This window comes from Capnocytophaga sp. oral taxon 335 str. F0486 (assembly GCF_000277665.1).
Lineage (GTDB): Bacteria > Bacteroidota > Bacteroidia > Flavobacteriales > Flavobacteriaceae > Capnocytophaga > Capnocytophaga ochracea.
Genome location: NZ_AKFR01000029.1, coordinates 1 through 17,596, shown reverse-complemented (window position 1 = coordinate 17,596; position 17,596 = coordinate 1). Strand labels below are relative to the sequence as shown.

Here is a 17,596-nt window from a genome sequence, read left to right as displayed (position 1 = left end):
ATCTCATTTACTTTATTGAAGTTTAAAAATCATAAAAACTCTAAAATCATTGCGTTTTTTCCAAAGTTTTATTACCTTAAAAAAGCAATTAGTATTCACTTTTCTAAGATTATAGCTTTGTCTTAGCTTCAGTTTAGCTTCGTTCATTGTTCGTCTTTTGTTCGTTCATTGTTCGTCTTTTGTTCGTTCATTGTTCGTCCATTGTTCGTTCATTCATTATTTGTCTTTTCATTATCTGCCTGTCGTGCTACGACTGCCCGTGCGGCTCGCACCGTCTTTTGTTCGTTCAATCTTTTCCTAAAAATCGGAGTTTATCACCATTTGTCTAATTTAAAATGAAGAGAGTAAGAGGGGGCATAGCTATATATTTTTAGTGAGAAGTTCTACAATCTTGTTGTTCGGGAAAAACTCTTTTAATACTACTTTCAGTACCGTATAGGCGGGAATAGCCACTACCATTCCTGTTATCCCGAAAAGCGTACCACTGATAAGGGTAATGAGGAAAATCTCTAAGGCAGTAGATTTTACTGAATTAGAGAAAATAAGCGGTTGAGAAAAGAAATTATCAATAAACTGACCTATTATAAACCCTATCAACACATAGATAGTAGTAGGCAGACTTACCGTCATAAAATCGTTTTGTAGGTTGCTACTCATTGTAAGTAAAGCCATTAGTATAAAACCTATCATCGGACCTATATAAGGAATAAGGTTCAGTAAAGCACATAAAAGGGCTATGATAAAGGCATTTTCTACTCCGAAAATAAGCAATACTATGGTGTAAATTATAAAAAGAATAGTAAGCTGTAGCATTAATCCTACAAAATAACGCGACAATAGGTTGTTTATTTTGAAAATAGAGGTTTTAAGTTTGCGTTTGCGTTTAGGAGAGAAAATAGAAAGCAATGCGATAAGTATTCTGTCACCGTCTTTCATAAAGAAGAAGGTAATAAAAAGTACCGAGAAGAATCCTACCCCAAAACTACTGATAAACGAGATAAAAGAGTTTAGGAAGTTAGGAATATCGATAAAATTCAACATCTCTTGTACTCCAAAAGAGTAATCTTCTCTCTGAAGTCCGACCTTGCTAAGAGTTTGGTGGAGGAGGGCGTCGAGGTTGTCCTTTAGCAAGTCTATATTAAGACTTGATAGGTTTTTGCCTTGCGAAATAAGCAAAGGGATAAATAAACTGAATACCCCAAGGCTCAATACCACGAACAATAACATTGTAAGAACCACACATAAGGTTCGGTTTTTTATTTTCAGTTTTTTGTAGAAAAACTGTATAAGTGGTTTGCCCATCAGCGTCAGTACCAACGATACAATGAGGTAAATGATAATAGATTGCAGTAAGTAAAGGGTGTAGAGCCCTAACGCTACCAATACAATAATCCCTACGGCACGCAATATACCATTTGCTATTTCTTTTGAGTTCATAAACGGTTTTTATATTTTACAAATATCTCTTTCTTTTCTATTTCTAATTTTCTAAGTTTACTCAGTTCTAAAAAGTCTTTTTCTCTATCAATACCTACGAACTTTCGTCCTTGTAAATTAGCAGCAATACCTGTGGTTGAGCTACCTGTAAAAGGATCTAATATCCAAGCGTCAGGTTTGGTAGAAGCTAAAATAAGCCTTGTTAGTACTGACAAGGGTTTTTGAGTAGGGTGTTTGCCACACGACTTTTCCCAAGGAGCAATAGCGGGGAAACGCCATACATCTTTCATTTGCTTGTTGCCATTCAGTTCTTTCATTAGTTCGTAATTGAAGTAATGAGGCGTTTTTTCTTCTTTTCTTGCCCAAATGATTTGCTCTGTAGAATGAGTAAAGTATCTACAAGAGAAGTTAGGAGGAGGATTAGTTTTCTCCCAAGTAATAATATTAAGTATTTTAAAGCCTAATTCAGTAAGTATTTGTCCTATTGAAAAGATGTTATGCATTGTACCACTAATCCAAATAGTAGCCTCTTCTTTCATCACTTCACGTATTAAAGTAAGCCATTGCCTATTAAAATCATTTATAAAAGCTATTCCTTTTGATTTATCCCAATCACCTTTATTAACACTTACAATCTCACCATTATTTACAGTAAGTCCTCCGTTTGATAAAAAGTAAGGAGGATCGGCAAAGACCATATCAAACTTACGATGAAACTGTGGTAACAGTTTCATCGTATCTCCGTGAAGGAGGTAGAAGGATTTGTCTTGGGATTTGAAATAGGGGGTAAGCATTATTCAGGAACAGGTAAGCCTAATTTTATTAATGGAATATACTCAAAGAAATAATAACAATGTACACTATGAATATAATTTAAAACATCTTTGTATTCAGGCTTTCTAAACCAATCACTTAATAAATAAATATATTCTACTTCTATATTTGCTTTTGATAAAAGTTTTTGGTATTGTTTTCTTTTAAAATCACAAGTTTGCAATTTTTCATCTACTGACCCTGCTACTTGTTGGAATTTGCATTCAATTATGAATAATGTATTTGCTATGATTACAAATATACTATCATCAGGTAACAACCTCTTAGATATTAATTGTTTCCAATCAATATCTAACTCTTCAAGAAATTTATAAAAACCGTATTTTTTAAAAATTCTTCCAACAAGTTCTCCTTTGTAAAAAACATTATTTTCTTTTACTTCATAGTCATTTTGGGAGTTTAAAAATTCTGCTAAATCAGTTTTACCTTCAAAAACTAAACCTGTTTTTGTATTTCCTCCTCCTTTTCCTCCGTAAATCATATATTTAAAAAATTATTAGTATAGTTGTTAATTAATAATTCATTTAACGCCCCTCGTTTTTTAGGATTGGCATTGATAGTTCTTTTGGCTAATACGCGCTTTATTGTAAAGTCTACATATAGATCATCAAAGAAATGGTTGTTTTCGTCTTTTCCTTTTACATCTGAGTTGCTCAGTATCCAATAATGATTCAAGTTATTGAGTTTATGGCAGAAATCTCTTAAGCGAATTTGTTCACTATCATCAAAATTATCTTTTGCATAAGCATTAAAATTAGAGGTTTCACTCAAAGGTTTATAGGGAGGGTCGAAATAAAATAAAGTATTTTCTTTGGTATAATGAATAGTTTCCTCAAAGTCTCCACAAATAATTTCTACCTTTTGCAAAGCCTTGCTTACTGCTAAAATATTCTCTTTATCACAAATCATAGGACGCTTGTAGCTACCTATAGGTACATTAAACTCATTTTTACTGTTTACTCGATACAGACCATTAAAACAAGTGCGATTTAAGAATATAAATAGAGCTGATTGCATTACCTTTTCTTCACATTTGCTATTGAATAAAGCTCTTTTTTGGTAATAGTATGCCTTTTTAGCCTCTTGTTGCTCTTCCAAAGCGTGATATTCTATTTGCAGACTATTAAGAATAGCAATTAGCTGTTCAGGATTTTCAGCAATGGCTTTATAAGTATCTATCAATTCTTTGTTAATATCATTGATAACTGCTTTTTTCATATTAGGAAACTCACTGAGCAACCAAAATAACACAGCACCACTCCCTACAAAAGGTTCTATGTAGGTGAACTTCTCTTTAAAAACAATTTTGGGTAAGTTGTTTTTAATCTGTTCTATGAGTTGTGTTTTGCCTCCTGCCCATTTCAAAAAAGGCTTGGCAATATAATTTATATTTTCTCTCATTCCTAATATATTTAGTCATTAGTTTTTTTGACGACTAATCAACCAAAAATCTAATAATACGATTGCGGTCATAGCCTCGACGATAGGTATTGCACGAGGTACTACACAAGGGTCGTGTCTGCCTTTACCTTGCATTGTTACGATGTTGCCGTGTGTGTCGAGTGCGGGTTGCTCTTGCATAAGGGTAGCTACGGGCTTAAAAGCTACTCTAAAATAAATATCCATACCATTGCTGATACCGCCTTGTATCCCGCCTGAATAGTTGGTTTGGGTAGTGCCATCAGGGTTAAAAAGGTCGTTGTGCTGGCTACCGCGCATTGCAGTACCTGCAAAACCACTGCCGTATTCAAACCCTTTTACAGCATTGATAGAGAGCATCGCTTTGCCAAGCTGTGCGTGGAGCTTATCGAATACAGGTTCACCTAAACCTACGGGTACTCCTTTTACTACACAACTTACTACCCCACCTATGGTGTCACCCTCCTTACGAATAGCTTTGATGTAGGCTTCCATTTGTTCCGCTAAGGTAGGGTCGGGACAGCGTACGGCATTAGTTTCGGCTATTGCCAAATCGAGTTCAGTATAGGGTTTAGTAAGGGTAAGCTCACCTACACTTGATACATAAGCGGTAATTTGTACTCCTTTCAGTATCTGTTTTGCAATAGCTCCTGCTACTACCCGACAAGCTGTTTCACGCGCTGACGAGCGACCGCCTCCACGATAGTCACGTATACCGTATTTCTGTTGATATACATAATCGGCGTGGCTGGGACGATACACTTCAGCAATATGGGCATAGTCAGCTGAATGCTGGTTTTCGTTCTCAATGATAAAACCAATAGGAGTACCAGTGGTTTTGCCGTTTAAAATACCCGAAAGAAAGCGTACCTTGTCGCCCTCTTTGCGTTGCGTAACAATCGCTGACTGCCCTGGTTTTCGACGGTCGAGTTCGTGCTGTATGGCTTCAAATTCTAAGGTTATATTAGGTGGACAGCCGTCTATAATTCCTCCTAAGGCTTCGCCGTGCGATTCGCCAAAGGTGGTGAGCCTAAAGAGTGTACCTATACTATTTCCAGCCATTATAATTCTTTCATTTTGGTTACTAAGGTTTCCATAAACTTACTGATAGGTGTCTTTACCATCATTGCCATTACGGGGTTGAAGTTACCCTCGAAGAGTAGTTGTACTTCACTCTCATTGTTCGATACTTCGGTAATATTGGCAGTAAGCTGAAAAGGAATCTTACCTTTTGCTTCACCTAATACCAACTGACTGCTGGGAGTACTACTTTTCTTTTCTAAAGAAATTTCAGGCATTCCTTTTAAAGCAAACACAAAAGACTGCTCGCTGAGCATTTGGAACTTACTAATATTATCGGGCATCAGTCGTTCAAAATTAGCTACATTTTCTAAGAGTGCAAAGAGGTCTTTAGCACTTTTCTCTACAATTGTTTTTTTACTTTCTAAGTTCAAAATAATGATTAATGTTTAATGATAAATGGTTAATTATTTTTACTTAACTAAAACTGTTTCCCAGCCGTCGTATTCGCCGTGAGTATCGAGAGCGAGGTCTATCAAGTCCCACGTATCGGGGTCGATGTTGTCTACACTATTTACTTTACTGAGGATAAGGCGGTAACCTAAATCTTCATTAGGATCTTCACCCTCTTCGGGCTCTATTTTACCTCTGTTATATACTGAAAAACCTAAGGTTTCAGCTTTTGCAATAGCACTATTCATATCCTTTTCAGTTTGGAAATACAACCAGTGTTCAATAGGGCGCTCTTGGTCGGTGTGGTCGCCTGCTTCTTCACAATGTTCTTGCAAATTACTATTGTGAATGCTTTGCATTTCGTAGATATTAGGGAAAAGAAACTCAAAGTAAATCTTCCAATCAGTATCGTCAGTAGTTTTGATTTGAGTGCTATAATCAGGGTGTTTGGTTACTACTGATTGCAAGCGTTTTTCTAAATCAGAAGTATTTTCGGTATAAAAATACCACGTGATAGTGCCTTGATAAGTGACAATACCCGCTAAGATATCACTTTCATTAAGCAAAGGCATTACTTCTTCATCTTCTATCGTATAGAGGAAGTCACGTTCTCGGTTATTTGAAAAACCGTTTTCATCAGGTTCTTTTAGCTCAAAAGTAAGGCGTACGCTTTGAGGGTATTGGGTGATAGGAGCAATTTCCTCTAATCCTAAATTGAGGCGGAATACAGCGGGGTTATCTTCTAATCTGCCGATATAGACAGTCCAGTTTTCTGGAATTTGAATATTTTGCATATCATTTGTTATTAAAAAATAGGATTCTACTTAAAGGCTCTTTACAATCTTCTGTCCCATCTATTCTTATCAAAGTTGTGTTTTTTCCAGTACAACATAATTAGGAAGCCTATGAGTGCCCCTCCTACGTGTGCAAAATGAGCGATATTACCACCGAAAATAGTAATTCCTCCCACAAATCCCATTATTAAGTCTAAGGCTACAAGTAAAGGGATAAAATAACGAGCCGCTATAGGGTAAGGGATAAAGAACAACATCAGTTTGGCATCGGGGAAGAACATTCCAAAAGCTACTAATATACCATAAATAGCACCTGAAGCACCTACGGTAGTAGATCTAAGTACATCATACATACTTTCGAAGGTGCTGTGATTGATGATATTGCCCCAATTAGGATTGTATTTACCTTCTGCAATAATTTCTAAAACTTCATTAGCAGGCACACCAGCTTCCGCTAAAGCATTGACAGCTTGATGTACATAGTAGTAATTTACTCCCGTATGAAGCAAAGCCGCTCCTACGCCACAAGAAAAATAGAAGAATAGAAACTTATTGCGCCCCCATATATTCTCTAAGGGAGTCCCGAATGCCCATAAGGCGTACATATTAAAGAGCAGGTGTGTAAAATCAGCGTGCATAAACATATAGCTGATATATTGCCACCAGTGAAAAGAAGGAGTTTCAAAATGGTGTAAGGCAAAAGTACCGACTATATTTATTTGAGGTAAAAATAGTCCTTTTTCATTCAATGCGGTAAGTATTAATACTATCGTATTGATAATAATCAGATGTAGTACTGTTTTAGATATTCTGTCCATTTTAGTCTTTAGTTATTAGTTGTTAGAGATTGGTTAATTAGCAATGTTCACAATGCTTATATCGCCTATCCAACTCGCATTTAAAATAGGTTTTCTATTTCATTTACTGAAAGATTGTAATAAATTCGCTTTCCAAAAGGCGAAATTAATACTTCTTGACAACTAAACAAATTATTTATCAAAGTTTCTTGTTCTTCCTCACTGAGTACCTGTCCGGTTTTTACAGCTAAGCTCTTGCATAAAGCTTTAGCAAAGGCTTCTTTCTGAGTGTTTTCGGTAGAGGGTAATGCCTCGATATGCTGTTGCAAGAGTTCGTTGAAAATATTAGGAATCTCACTATCGGTAAGGTGCAGAGGAATCCCACTTACTACAATCTTGTCGGTTTCTATGGTAAACATAAAGCCACTGCACTCAAAGAGCTCGCGCAGTTGTGCAATCACTTCCAATTCGTGTGGTGCAAAAGGCAGTTCGTAGGGGAACATCAGTTGCTGACTTGCACTATGGGTGGATTGCAGATGCTTCATAAAATCTTCGTACAAGATACGTTGGTGCGCCCTGTTGATATTGATGATGATAAGCTCTCCTTCCAAAGTAGTTATGAGGTATTTCTTTGCCAAAGCAATGATTTTCTTACCTTGGCTTCGTATAGGTTCCGTTTCAAAGAGCGAACTCACGATAGTTTCAGGGGTTGAGGTATTGATGGAAGATTCAATGCCCGTGTACAAACTCTCCCACGTAGGTGCTTTTTTGCTGTAAGAGCCGAAATTACTATGGCTATCGCTTCCACTGCTTCGGCTTACATATTCTTCTTTAAATGGGTTGAAATTGGGGTCTACTTCTATCTTAGGAAACTCTGGGGTTTTGTCCTTGTAGTTATAAGGAATATCGAAAGTAGGGTCTTTGCTAAAATCGAGGGTAGGGGAGATGTTAAACTGACCCAAACTGTGTTTTACTGCCGACTTCAGTAGGGCATAAATACTATGCTCTTCTTCAAACTTAATTTCGGTTTTCGTAGGGTGAATATTGATGTCGATAGTTGTGGGGTCTACTTCTAAACTGATGAAATACTCCGCCTTCTGGTCGGTGTGGATAAGACCTTCGTAAGCCGAAGCAATTGCGTGGTTGAGGTATTGATTTTTCACAAACCTATGATTGACCATCAAAAACTGCAAGTTTTTAGTCTTTGCTAAATACTCAGGTTTTACGATAAATCCGCTGATTTGCACCAAAGGTGTGTCTTCGGCGATGATAGGCACTAACTTTTCATTGGTTTTGCTTCCAAAAAGATGTACAATGCGTTGGCGGAAATTGGTAGCTGGCAGGTTGAACAGCTCGTTGCCATTGTTGTACAAAAAGAAATGAATTGCAGGGTGTGCCAAAGCAACACGGTGAAACTCATCGAGTATATGACGGAATTCCACCGTATCCGATTTTAGAAAGTTGCGACGCGCTGGAATGTTGAAAAAGAGGTTCTTCATCGCAATGCTCGTACCGGTAGGGCATACGCAGGGCTCTTGGCGCGTAATCTTACTGCCTTCGATGTGTATTTCGGTACCCAACTCGTCCTCTGGGCGCTTGGTTTGCATCTCTACGTGCGCAATTGCCACTATGGAGGCAAGGGCTTCCCCGCGAAAACCTTTAGTTTGCAAATGGAAAAGGTCTTCTGCTTTTTGTATTTTGGAGGTGGCGTGACGCTCGAAAGCCATACGCGCATCGGTAGTACTCATTCCCACACCGTTGTCAATCACCTGTACGAGGGTCTTGCCTGCGTCTTTGATGAGCAGTTTTATTTCGGTAGCACCGGCATCGATAGCATTCTCCATCAGCTCTTTGACTGCTGAGGCGGGACGCTGAATCACTTCACCAGCGGCTATCTGGTTGGCTACGTGATCGGGGAGTAATTTTATAATATCTGACATTCTATCTATTTAGGTAAAAGGTAAAAGATAAAAGGTAAAAAGTGCGAGGTCGTAGCACGACGGGCAGTGTGAGCCGCACAGGCAGGTGCGAGCCACGCGGACAGTCGTAGCACGACAGGCAGATAATGAAAAGACGAACAATGAACGAACAAAAGACGAACAAAAGACGAACAAAAGACGAACAATGAACGAACAAATGACGAACAAATGACGAACAAAAGACGAACAAAAGACGAACAAAAGACGAACAAAAGACGAACAAAAGACGAACAAAAGACGAACAAATGACGAACAAATGACGAACAAATGACGAACAAATGACGAACAAAAGACGGTGCGAGCCGCACGGGCAAATAAGCAATGAACGAACAATGAACGAACAATAAGCATATGAAAACCGAAGGAATCTTCTATTTTAGTTGAAAAAAAGAGCTACTTTTTATGCTGTAAAACAGAAAATTTTGTTTTTCACACTTCACGCATCGGTATTTAGTTTTACTTCTTATCTGGTACAAAATTTGTGCAAATATAAAAAAAGTATTACTTTTGTGGAAAATTATTTTCAATATGAAACACTTGTTTATCTCTATATTCATAGCTATCAGCTTGTTATCTTGTACTAAAGAACCCGTTACTAATGGCAATGAGGTGTCTTTTACGGGCTCTGACTATACCGGTAACGATACCGATTTGCGCGTACGCGATTTTATTTGGAAGGGACTTAACACGTATTATTTGTGGCAAGCCGATGTGCCTAATTTGCAAAACAACCGTTTTGGTAGTTTAGCTGATACCAAAGCTGATAAAAATAAGAGTTATACTCAATTCTTAAAGAGTTTTAGCAATCCTAAAGTCCTTTTCTATAAAGGGTTACTTAATAGATATGAAGAAATAGATCGCTTTAGCTATATCACCGATAATTACACCGATCTCGAAAACCAATTCAAGGGTATTACCGCCAGTGTGGGTATAAACTACGCTTTTGGTTTTGTAGACGAAACAAAAACTAGAGTTTATGCTGTAGTGCGTTATGTAGTGCCTAAATCGGAGGCAGAACAACAAGGTTTGCAACGGGGGGATTTGATAACCACTATCAACGGGCAATCACTTAACCGTTCTAATTATCTTCAACTGTTGCAAAATACGGGTGTCATCTCGTTTTCAACCTTTAGAATTGTGAATGGCAAAGCAACTCCTACAGGGAAAACCTATACTTTAAATCAAAACCAAACCCCTGAAAACCCTGTACTTATTCATAAAGTATTCAACAAGGGAGGTAAAAAAATAGCTTACCTGATGTACAATGCTTTTGTATCTGATTTTGATGAGACACTAAACGATGCTTTTGCGGAGTTTAAAGCAGAGGGGGTTACTGACTTAATACTCGATTTGCGTTACAATGGTGGGGGAAGCGTTAATTCGGCTACTTACTTAGCATCGATGATTACAGGTCAGTTTAACGGACAGGTGTTTGCGGTAGAAAAATGGAATAGCAAGTTGCAACCTTTTAGAGGGAATGAAAGAGAGTATTTTACGTCTAATATGGTAAAAGGCAGTCGGCAGGTGGCTATCAATAGTCTGCGACTTAACAAAGTGTATGTAATTACTTCGGACGGGACAGCTTCAGCCAGTGAATTGGTTATCAATGGTCTTAAAGCCTACATAGATGTAGTGCAGATAGGTGAAACCACAATGGGTAAGAACCAAGGCTCGGTGACTATTTACGACTTTACCGATAAGCAACGAAAAGTTAAAAACCCTAAGCACAAATGGGCGATGCAACCCTTGGTAATGAAGATAGAAAACGCCAAAGGCATAGGCGATTACGTAAATGGCTTAGAACCTAATATTCAGATTAGTGAGATTGTAAATGATTTAGGGGTATTAGGCGACGAAACTGAGCCTATTTTGGCACGCACTTTACAAGAGATTACAGGAAATGTTGCCGGAAGAGCTTCGAGATCAGCGTCGAAAGAAACTTTTTACTTTGAGAAGCTCGGTACTTCTACCTCTGGCTATTTTGGCTTGAACGAAATGTACAAATGAATCAATTTTACGAACTAACTATATCTAAAATCACACAACTTACTACTTCATCGGTAATGATTACCTTTGAAGTACCTGAGTTATTGAAGAAAGTATTTCACTTTGAAGCTGGCGAATACCTTACTCTCCAACAAACGATTGGTGGAGAAAAGGTGCGTCGTGCTTATTCTATTTGCTCTGGAGTGAACGAAAGTGAACTGAGCGTAGCCGTAAAGCGCGTGCCTAATGGTGTGTTCTCTACCTATGCGACGACCCAACTCAAAGCGGGTGATGTATTAGAAGTGATGCCTCCTATGGGTTCTTTCGTATTCTTTTACGACATCTTTGGCAACCGCGATATTATGCTCTTCTCGGCAGGAAGTGGCGTAACCCCTATGATGAGCATTGCCAAAACAGCCTTGTCTAAAACGAATATCAAGGTAGTATTCGTCTATGGTAATAAGTCTAAAGAGGAGGCTTTGTTTTTTGATGAAATAGAAGCCCTCCGCATTCAGTATCCCGAACGCTTTTTAGTCCACTACGCTTTCAGTCAAGAGCCTTGGGGAGACCACTATACGGGGCGCATCAACGATAGAATAGTGAATGAGCTTTTTACTAAGTACAAAGATTTCAACTGGGGGCGTTACTATGCTTGTGGTCCTACGGAATTGGTAAAAAACCTCCGTGAGATACTCTTGTTAAGAGGGATAGATAAAGACCGCATTTTTACAGAGCTTTTTGAGGCATCGCCAGCTGAGATAGATTACAGCACCCTACAAGGCAATGTCGCCATTACTCTTGAACTTAACGGACAGACGCACAGCTTTGAGAGTGCGCGCAACCAAACACTTCTCAGTTCGGCACTCTTACGTGGCTACGATGCACCTTACTCTTGCCTGAACGGCGTGTGTAGTAGCTGTATCGGTAGGGTAGAGGAGGGAGAAGCCAAAATGGCGAAGAATGAAACCCTCAGCGAAGAAGAAGTATCGCAAGGCTATATTCTTACTTGCCAAGCTTATGCGATGACCGATACAATAAAGGTTCGCTTTTAGTATAATGTTAATCAATTACTCATTTTAGTTTTGAAGTTGTTATTCTTTAAAGAAAGAATCTACGAACTCATATTTGTTAAAAATTTGTAAGTCGTCTATACCTTCTCCTACTCCTATGTATTTTACAGGAATCTGAAATTGGTCAGAGATGCCTATTACCACACCCCCCTTGGCGGTACCGTCCAATTTAGTAACAGCCAAAGCGGTTACTTCAGTGGCTTTGGTAAATTCTTTAGCTTGCTCAAAGGCATTTTGTCCAGTAGAACCATCGAGTACTAACAGCACTTCGTGAGGAGCATCAGGAATCACTTTTTGCATCACGCGCTTGATTTTAGAAAGCTCGTTCATTAGATTGATTTTGTTGTGCAAGCGTCCTGCCGTATCAATAATTACTACATCAGCATTTTGTTTTACCGCTGAACTAAGGGTATCATAGGCTACTGAAGCAGGGTCGCTACCTAACTGCTGTTTAATCATTGGCACTCCGGTACGGTCTGCCCACACTTGTAGCTGGTCAATCGCAGCGGCGCGGAAAGTATCAGCAGCACCTAATACTACTTTCAAGCCTTTTTTAGTAAACTGACTTGCTAGCTTGCCGATAGTAGTGGTCTTTCCAGCTCCGTTTACCCCTACTACCATCATCACATAAGGCTTTTTGTCAGTAGGTAAAGTAAAGTCTGTTGCTTCTCCTGTATGGGTTTCTGATAGAAGTCCTGCTATTTCTTCACGAAGGATAGTATTCAGTTCAGAAGTATTTAAGTACTTGTCTTTAGCCACACGAGCCTCTATACGGTCAATGATTTTAAGAGTAGTATTCACCCCTACGTCACTGGCAATAAGCACTTCTTCAAGGTCATCGAGCACCTCTTCATCTACTTTCGATTTCCCAACGAGAGCCTTTCCTAAGCGGTCAAAAAAGCTGTTTTTAGATTTCTCCAAGCCTTTATCTAAGGTTTCTTTCTTTTCTTTTGAAAAGATATTTTTCAGAAATTGCAATGCCATAGCTTATTGTATATTTTAGGATATGAGTGCAAAGGTAGTAAAAAAGTTTATATATGCAAAAAAGCCGTCTCACGACAGCTTTTTTAAATATGATAAAAATAGAGAAAATTTAATTATTTCTTCTTCAAAAATTCATCAACGAGCTCAGGAGCCATTACGCTTTCTACGAAAGTATAAGCACCTGTTTTAGGTGATTTCACCATTTTGATAGCTTTAGTATGCTTTTTAGATTTACCTTGTAAGGTTGCTACTGTTTTCTTTGCCATAATGTTTTAATTATTTAATTTCTTTATGAACAGTTACTTTCTTGAGGATAGGGTTGAACTTCTTAAGCTCTAATCTATCTGGAGTATTTTTTTTGTTTTTGGTAGTGATGTAACGTGAAGTTCCTGGTAAACCAGACTCTTTGTGCTCAGTGCACTCCAAAATAACCTGAATTCTATTTCCTTTTTTAGCCATTTTAGTATTCTTTTAAATTAGTTAATATATCCGTTACGTTCTACTTCTTTAAGCACTGCATAGATACCTTTCTTGTCGATAGTTTTAATTGCAGTTGCCGATACTTTTAGGGTAATCCAACGATTCTCTTCTGGAATGAAGAAACGTTTTGTACGGAGGTTTACATTGAATTTACGTTTTGTTTTGTTCATTGCGTGTGACACGTTATTGCCCACCAATGCTTTTTTGCCTGTTAAGTCACAAACTCTTGCCATTTTTTTCTCTATTTATTAATGTGTTATTTATATTCAAGGCGCAAAGGTATAACTATTTTTTGAAACGGCAAAACTTTTTTCTCTTTTTTCAGATTATTTTTGTGTATACTAATTTATTATATACTGTATTTCAGTCGTTTAATTAATTTGAAATTATTATTTAAATATCTGAAAACTACTGCTTTTTGCACATAAAACAACCCCATCTTCATATACCCTTCGCCGTTGCAGTATGAATTCTACTAATAACCTTCTTCTTATTTCCACCTTAGCTTTATCTTTTCTTCATTCATTGTTCGTCATTCGTTCCTTTGCCCGTGCGGCTCGCACCGTCTTTTGTTCGTCTTTTGTTCGTCTTTTGTTCGTCTTTTGTTCGTCTTTTGTTCGTTCATTGTTCGTTCATTGTTCGTCATTTGTTCGTAATTTGTTCGTCATTTGTTCGTCATTTGTTCGTCATTTGTTCGTCATTTGTTCGTCATTTGTTCGTCTTTTGTTCGTCTTTTGTTCATTCATTGTTCGTCATTCGTTCCTTTGCCCGTGCGGCTCGCACCGTCATTTGTTCGTCATTTGTTCGTTCTTTGTTCGTCATTTGTTCGTCATTTGTTCGTCATTCGTTCGTCATTTGTTCGTCATTTGTTCGTCATTCGTTCGTCTTTTGTTCGTCATTTGTTCGTTCATTGTTCGTTCATTGTTCGTCCTTTCATTATCTGCCTGTCGTGCTACGACTGCCCGTGTGGCTCGTACCGTTTTTTGTTCGTCTTTTCTATAAGCTCTCTATAAGCTTCTCCCAAATTAATCATTAATCATTAACCATTAACCATTAATCATTAAATAAGGCTTTCATCTACATTATTTTATTTTTCCACCTCCATTTGCTAATTCTCAAATTTGCTAATTACACCTGCCCGTGCGGCTCGCACCCGCCTGTGTGGCTCACACTGTCATTTGTCATTAATTTGGTATTATTGGCATTTCTGGTATTATTAGTATTATTTGCCATTTTACTAATTATTTGTACTTTTGTGCCCTATAATCATTTAAACAACAGTATATTCAATGAAAATAAACGATTTACTAAACATAGCACATACTTACGGGAGCCCTGTATATGTATATGATGCCCAGAAGATTGCTTCTCAATATAACCGACTTACCAATGCCTTTGCCTCAGTACCCAAGTTGCGCATCAACTATGCAATGAAAGCCCTTTCTAATATTTCTATCTTGAAATTGATGAAGGACTTGGGAGCTGGTCTCGATACCGTTTCTATTCAGGAAGTACAGTTGGGATTGCTGGCGGGTTTTAACCCTCAGCAAATTATTTTTACGCCTAATGGTGTCTCAATGGACGAAATTGAGGAGGCTATGCGCTTAGGAGTACAGCTCAACATCGATAATCTTTCGTTCTTGGAGCAGTTTGGCACACAACACCCTGAGATACCTGTGTGTATTCGTATCAATCCACACGTGATGGCAGGCGGTAATAGCAATATTTCGGTAGGGCATATCGATAGTAAGTTTGGTATTAGCATTCACCAAATACCGCATATCTTGCGCATCGTCGAGAATACAAAGATGCACATCAACGGTATTCATATGCACACGGGTAGTGATATTTTAGATATTGATGTGTTCCTATACGCTGCCGAAATACTCTTTGAAACCGCTAAACACTTTAAGGATTTACAATTTATCGACTTTGGTAGTGGCTTTAAAGTGCCTTATAAAGAGGGAGATATACAAACCAATATAGAAGAGTTGGGCGAACGTCTCAGCAGTCGCTTTGCTGATTTCTGCAAGGAGTACGGTCGCAACCTTACATTAGCTTTCGAGCCTGGTAAGTTTTTGGTAAGTGAAGCAGGCTACTTTTTAGTAAAGGTGAATGTAGTAAAGCAAACCACTTCTACCGTATTTGCAGGCATCGACTCTGGTTTCAATCATCTTATCCGACCAATGTTCTACGGGGCTAATCATTATATCGAAAACATTTCTAACCCCGAAGGTAAGAAGCGTTTCTATTCAATAGTCGGGTATATATGCGAGACCGATACTTTTGCCTCTAACCGACAAATAGCTGAGATTACTGAGGGTGATATATTGTGCTTTCACAATGCAGGTGCCTATTGCTACACTATGGCGAGCAACTACAATTCACGCTTGCGTCCAGCAGAAGTATTGTGGCAGAATGGGGAAGCTAAACTTATCAGAAAGGCAGAAACCTTGGAAGACTTACTAAGAGGACAGATATATTAACAATAAAAAAGGCTGTCCGAAAAGTCTTAAAATCGCATTTGCGTCGCTACACTTTGCCAAAGTTTCAGATTTTGGCAAAGTTCATACTTCTTCTATTGCCTGTACAACTCGCGCTATAAAAACCGGTTGTGCCAGCTGTCTTCCAAAGGCACTTCCCAATTCTCTTCGTATTCTATTTTAGTATTCACCAAATTGTTGAACACTATAGTTTGTGCCGATACTGCTTTTTCTTTTACCATTTTTTTGAAATCGGCAAGGTTTTTATAGGCGATGTGTTCACCTTGACGGTAACTCACATTCATACGGTCAAGCAATGTAACGTTGTATTGGACTTCAAGTTCTTGAATAAAGTGCGCTAAAGCATCAAGAGAACAACCTCCTACACCGTGGGCATCGGGTAATGCTCCTATAACTATAAATCGGTTATAGCGCAATTCAAATGATGATAGCAAATCCTTACCGTGCACCATCCAGTGGTTTATAAATTCTTCTAATTGTGAATGCAGTTGCTTTTGCTCTTCTTCTGTAAAGCTACGGTTGCATTGGTATACCCACACACGGGCATCATCGGGGAGTTCTTTAAAATCTCTATACACTTATCTAATGATTAATTGTTAATAATTAATTCACAGTTTGTCCCTCTCCTTGGGAGAGGGGAACGGGGTGAGGACTTACTTCTTCATCAGCCTATCCAAGTTTCTCTTGTTATCACGGTCTTTAATAGTTTCGCGTTTATCGTACAATTTCTTACCGCGTACTAAGGCTATATCCATTTTAGCCAAACCTTTTTCGTTAATAAAGAGTTTGAGAGGTACAATAGTAAGCCCGCTATTTTTCACTTCTTTATTGAGTTTGCGAAGTTCTTTTTTCTGCAAAAGCAGTTTGCGTTCACTTTTGGGGCGGTGGTTGTAATAGGTGCCAAAGTCATATGCTTCAATGGTAGAGTTGATTACGAAAAGCTCTCCTTTATCGTTAAACTCGCAAAAACTCTCAGCTATAGAAGCCTTTCCTAACCTGATAGACTTTATCTCGGTACCCACGAGCACAATCCCCGCCGTGTATTTGTCGAGGATTTCATATTCAAATTTCGCTCGTTTGTTGAGTATTTGTACTGTTTTCTGAATCATAGCACAAAAGTAGTAAATTTGTTACATATAGCAAGTCTTTTTTAAGTTTTTTTGTACTTTTGCCGAAAATCACTCTTATGAAATACCTCTTACAACTTTTTACATTATTATCAGTGTCCTCACTTTTAGCACAGCAGAATGATTTTGTGCTCCTCAGAAGCCTTTCTAATGACTTTGTATTCGATATGAAATACGCCACCCCCGATAATTTCCTCAAACAAGCAGTATATGATTGTGGTGAGTGTTATCTCCGTAAGAGTACTGCAAAGGCTTTGGTAAAAGCTAATGAAGAGTTTAAATTGTTGGGATACCGCATTAAATTGTTCGACTGCTACCGACCGCTTTCGGTACAGAAAAAGATGTGGAAGATACTTCCAGGTACCCACTACGTAGCAAACCCCGCGAAAGGTTCTAAACACAATCGCGGGGCTGCTGTCGATCTTACCCTTGTAGATGCACAAGGCAAGGAATTAGATATGGGTACTCCTTTTGATTTCTTTGGTAAAAAAGCACATCACACTTGCACGACCCTCCCTAAAAAGGTACTTGAGAATCGCAAGTTGTTGAAGGATGTACTCAACAAATATAACTTTAAATCTATTTTCTCAGAGTGGTGGCACTATGAGTACCGTCCCGAAATGCAATCTAAAGTCGAAGACTTCCAATGGCAATGTAAATAAAATGTCTCTTCTGTCGTGCTACGACTATTTTAAGTTTTGAGGTACTTCCA

Annotated in this window: 19 protein-coding genes; 4 read left to right on the top strand and 15 right to left on the bottom strand. The window is 38.3% G+C overall.

What is annotated here, in order from left to right:
• Nucleotides 1–360 precede the first annotated feature (360 nt).
• The 9 genes from HMPREF1320_RS05800 to mutL form a co-directional block, all read right to left on the bottom strand.
• Nucleotides 361–1,437, bottom strand: coding sequence for an AI-2E family transporter (locus HMPREF1320_RS05800; protein WP_009417865.1), 1,077 nt, complete (start codon nt 1,435–1,437; stop codon nt 361–363).
• Nucleotides 1,434–2,231, bottom strand: coding sequence for a DNA-methyltransferase (locus HMPREF1320_RS05795; RefSeq protein WP_009417870.1), 798 nt, complete (start codon nt 2,229–2,231; stop codon nt 1,434–1,436). The genes HMPREF1320_RS05800 and HMPREF1320_RS05795 overlap by 4 nt, the downstream gene beginning before the upstream one ends.
• Nucleotides 2,231–2,752, bottom strand: a complete 522-nt coding sequence (locus HMPREF1320_RS05790; protein WP_009417824.1) for a PD-(D/E)XK nuclease superfamily protein — start codon at nt 2,750–2,752, stop codon at nt 2,231–2,233. The genes HMPREF1320_RS05795 and HMPREF1320_RS05790 overlap by 1 nt, the downstream gene beginning before the upstream one ends.
• Nucleotides 2,749–3,672 carry a DNA adenine methylase gene (locus HMPREF1320_RS05785; RefSeq protein ID WP_009417854.1) on the bottom strand — a complete coding sequence of 308 codons (924 nt, stop codon included), beginning with the start codon at nt 3,670–3,672 and terminating at the stop codon, nt 2,749–2,751. Before HMPREF1320_RS05785 ends, HMPREF1320_RS05790 begins: the two co-directional genes overlap by 4 nt.
• 18 nt (nt 3,673–3,690) lie before the next feature.
• Nucleotides 3,691–4,752: a chorismate synthase gene (gene aroC / locus HMPREF1320_RS05780; protein WP_009417848.1), complete on the bottom strand. Its 1,062-nt coding sequence runs from the start codon at nt 4,750–4,752 to the stop codon at nt 3,691–3,693.
• Nucleotides 4,752–5,144, bottom strand: a complete 393-nt coding sequence (locus tag HMPREF1320_RS05775; protein ID WP_002672562.1) for a hypothetical protein — start codon at nt 5,142–5,144, stop codon at nt 4,752–4,754. Before HMPREF1320_RS05775 ends, aroC begins: the two co-directional genes overlap by 1 nt.
• A gap of 39 nt (nt 5,145–5,183) precedes the next feature.
• A complete protein-coding gene (locus tag HMPREF1320_RS05770) occupies nt 5,184–5,957 on the bottom strand; it encodes a DUF695 domain-containing protein (RefSeq protein WP_009417832.1) in 774 nt (257 codons plus the stop codon).
• Nucleotides 5,958–5,998: 41 nt separating this feature from the next.
• The gene (locus HMPREF1320_RS05765) at nt 5,999–6,775 is read right to left on the bottom strand and encodes a rhomboid family intramembrane serine protease (protein ID WP_009417885.1); all 777 of its coding nucleotides are present in this window, start codon (nt 6,773–6,775) and stop codon (nt 5,999–6,001) included.
• A gap of 80 nt (nt 6,776–6,855) precedes the next feature.
• Nucleotides 6,856–8,694, bottom strand: a complete 1,839-nt coding sequence (gene mutL / locus HMPREF1320_RS05760; RefSeq protein WP_009417883.1) for a DNA mismatch repair endonuclease MutL — start codon at nt 8,692–8,694, stop codon at nt 6,856–6,858.
• A gap of 567 nt (nt 8,695–9,261) precedes the next feature.
• Here mutL and HMPREF1320_RS05755 point away from each other — a divergent pair.
• Both HMPREF1320_RS05755 and HMPREF1320_RS05750 read left to right on the top strand, forming a co-directional pair.
• Nucleotides 9,262–10,740 (top strand): S41 family peptidase, encoded by a 1,479-nt coding sequence (locus tag HMPREF1320_RS05755; protein ID WP_034554249.1) that lies wholly within the window; start codon nt 9,262–9,264, stop codon nt 10,738–10,740.
• Nucleotides 10,737–11,771 (top strand): ferredoxin--NADP reductase, encoded by a 1,035-nt coding sequence (locus HMPREF1320_RS05750; protein ID WP_009417889.1) that lies wholly within the window; start codon nt 10,737–10,739, stop codon nt 11,769–11,771. The genes HMPREF1320_RS05755 and HMPREF1320_RS05750 overlap by 4 nt, the downstream gene beginning before the upstream one ends.
• A gap of 39 nt (nt 11,772–11,810) precedes the next feature.
• On the opposite strand, the gene ftsY is transcribed toward HMPREF1320_RS05750, so the two are convergent.
• The 4 genes from ftsY to rpmB all read right to left on the bottom strand — a co-directional run bounded on the left by ftsY (nt 11,811) and on the right by rpmB (nt 13,486).
• The gene (gene ftsY, locus HMPREF1320_RS05745; RefSeq protein ID WP_009417856.1) at nt 11,811–12,773 is read right to left on the bottom strand and encodes a signal recognition particle-docking protein FtsY; all 963 of its coding nucleotides are present in this window, start codon (nt 12,771–12,773) and stop codon (nt 11,811–11,813) included.
• A gap of 113 nt (nt 12,774–12,886) precedes the next feature.
• Nucleotides 12,887–13,039, bottom strand: a complete 153-nt coding sequence (locus HMPREF1320_RS11145; RefSeq protein ID WP_002672546.1) for a DUF4295 domain-containing protein — start codon at nt 13,037–13,039, stop codon at nt 12,887–12,889.
• Nucleotides 13,040–13,049: 10 nt separating this feature from the next.
• The gene (rpmG, locus tag HMPREF1320_RS05740; protein ID WP_002672545.1) at nt 13,050–13,232 is read right to left on the bottom strand and encodes a 50S ribosomal protein L33; all 183 of its coding nucleotides are present in this window, start codon (nt 13,230–13,232) and stop codon (nt 13,050–13,052) included.
• 17 nt (nt 13,233–13,249) lie between these two features.
• Nucleotides 13,250–13,486, bottom strand: coding sequence for a 50S ribosomal protein L28 (gene rpmB, locus HMPREF1320_RS05735; RefSeq protein WP_002672544.1), 237 nt, complete (start codon nt 13,484–13,486; stop codon nt 13,250–13,252).
• Nucleotides 13,487–14,542: 1,056 nt separating this feature from the next.
• Between rpmB and lysA the strand changes: the two genes are divergently transcribed.
• The gene (gene lysA / locus HMPREF1320_RS05730; protein WP_009417857.1) at nt 14,543–15,739 is read left to right on the top strand and encodes a diaminopimelate decarboxylase; all 1,197 of its coding nucleotides are present in this window, start codon (nt 14,543–14,545) and stop codon (nt 15,737–15,739) included.
• A 113-nt stretch (nt 15,740–15,852) separates the two neighbouring features.
• Here lysA and HMPREF1320_RS05725 read toward each other — a convergent pair whose 3' ends face one another.
• Together HMPREF1320_RS05725 and smpB are read right to left on the bottom strand one after the other, a co-directional pair.
• Nucleotides 15,853–16,335, bottom strand: a complete 483-nt coding sequence (locus HMPREF1320_RS05725) for a hypothetical protein (protein ID WP_009417845.1) — start codon at nt 16,333–16,335, stop codon at nt 15,853–15,855.
• Between the two features lie 75 nt (nt 16,336–16,410).
• Nucleotides 16,411–16,866: an SsrA-binding protein SmpB gene (smpB, locus tag HMPREF1320_RS05720; RefSeq protein WP_009417836.1), complete on the bottom strand. Its 456-nt coding sequence runs from the start codon at nt 16,864–16,866 to the stop codon at nt 16,411–16,413.
• A 77-nt stretch (nt 16,867–16,943) separates the two neighbouring features.
• Between smpB and HMPREF1320_RS05715 the strand changes: the two genes are divergently transcribed.
• Nucleotides 16,944–17,546: a M15 family metallopeptidase gene (locus HMPREF1320_RS05715; protein WP_009417863.1), complete on the top strand. Its 603-nt coding sequence runs from the start codon at nt 16,944–16,946 to the stop codon at nt 17,544–17,546.
• Nucleotides 17,547–17,596: the final 50 nt, after the last annotated feature.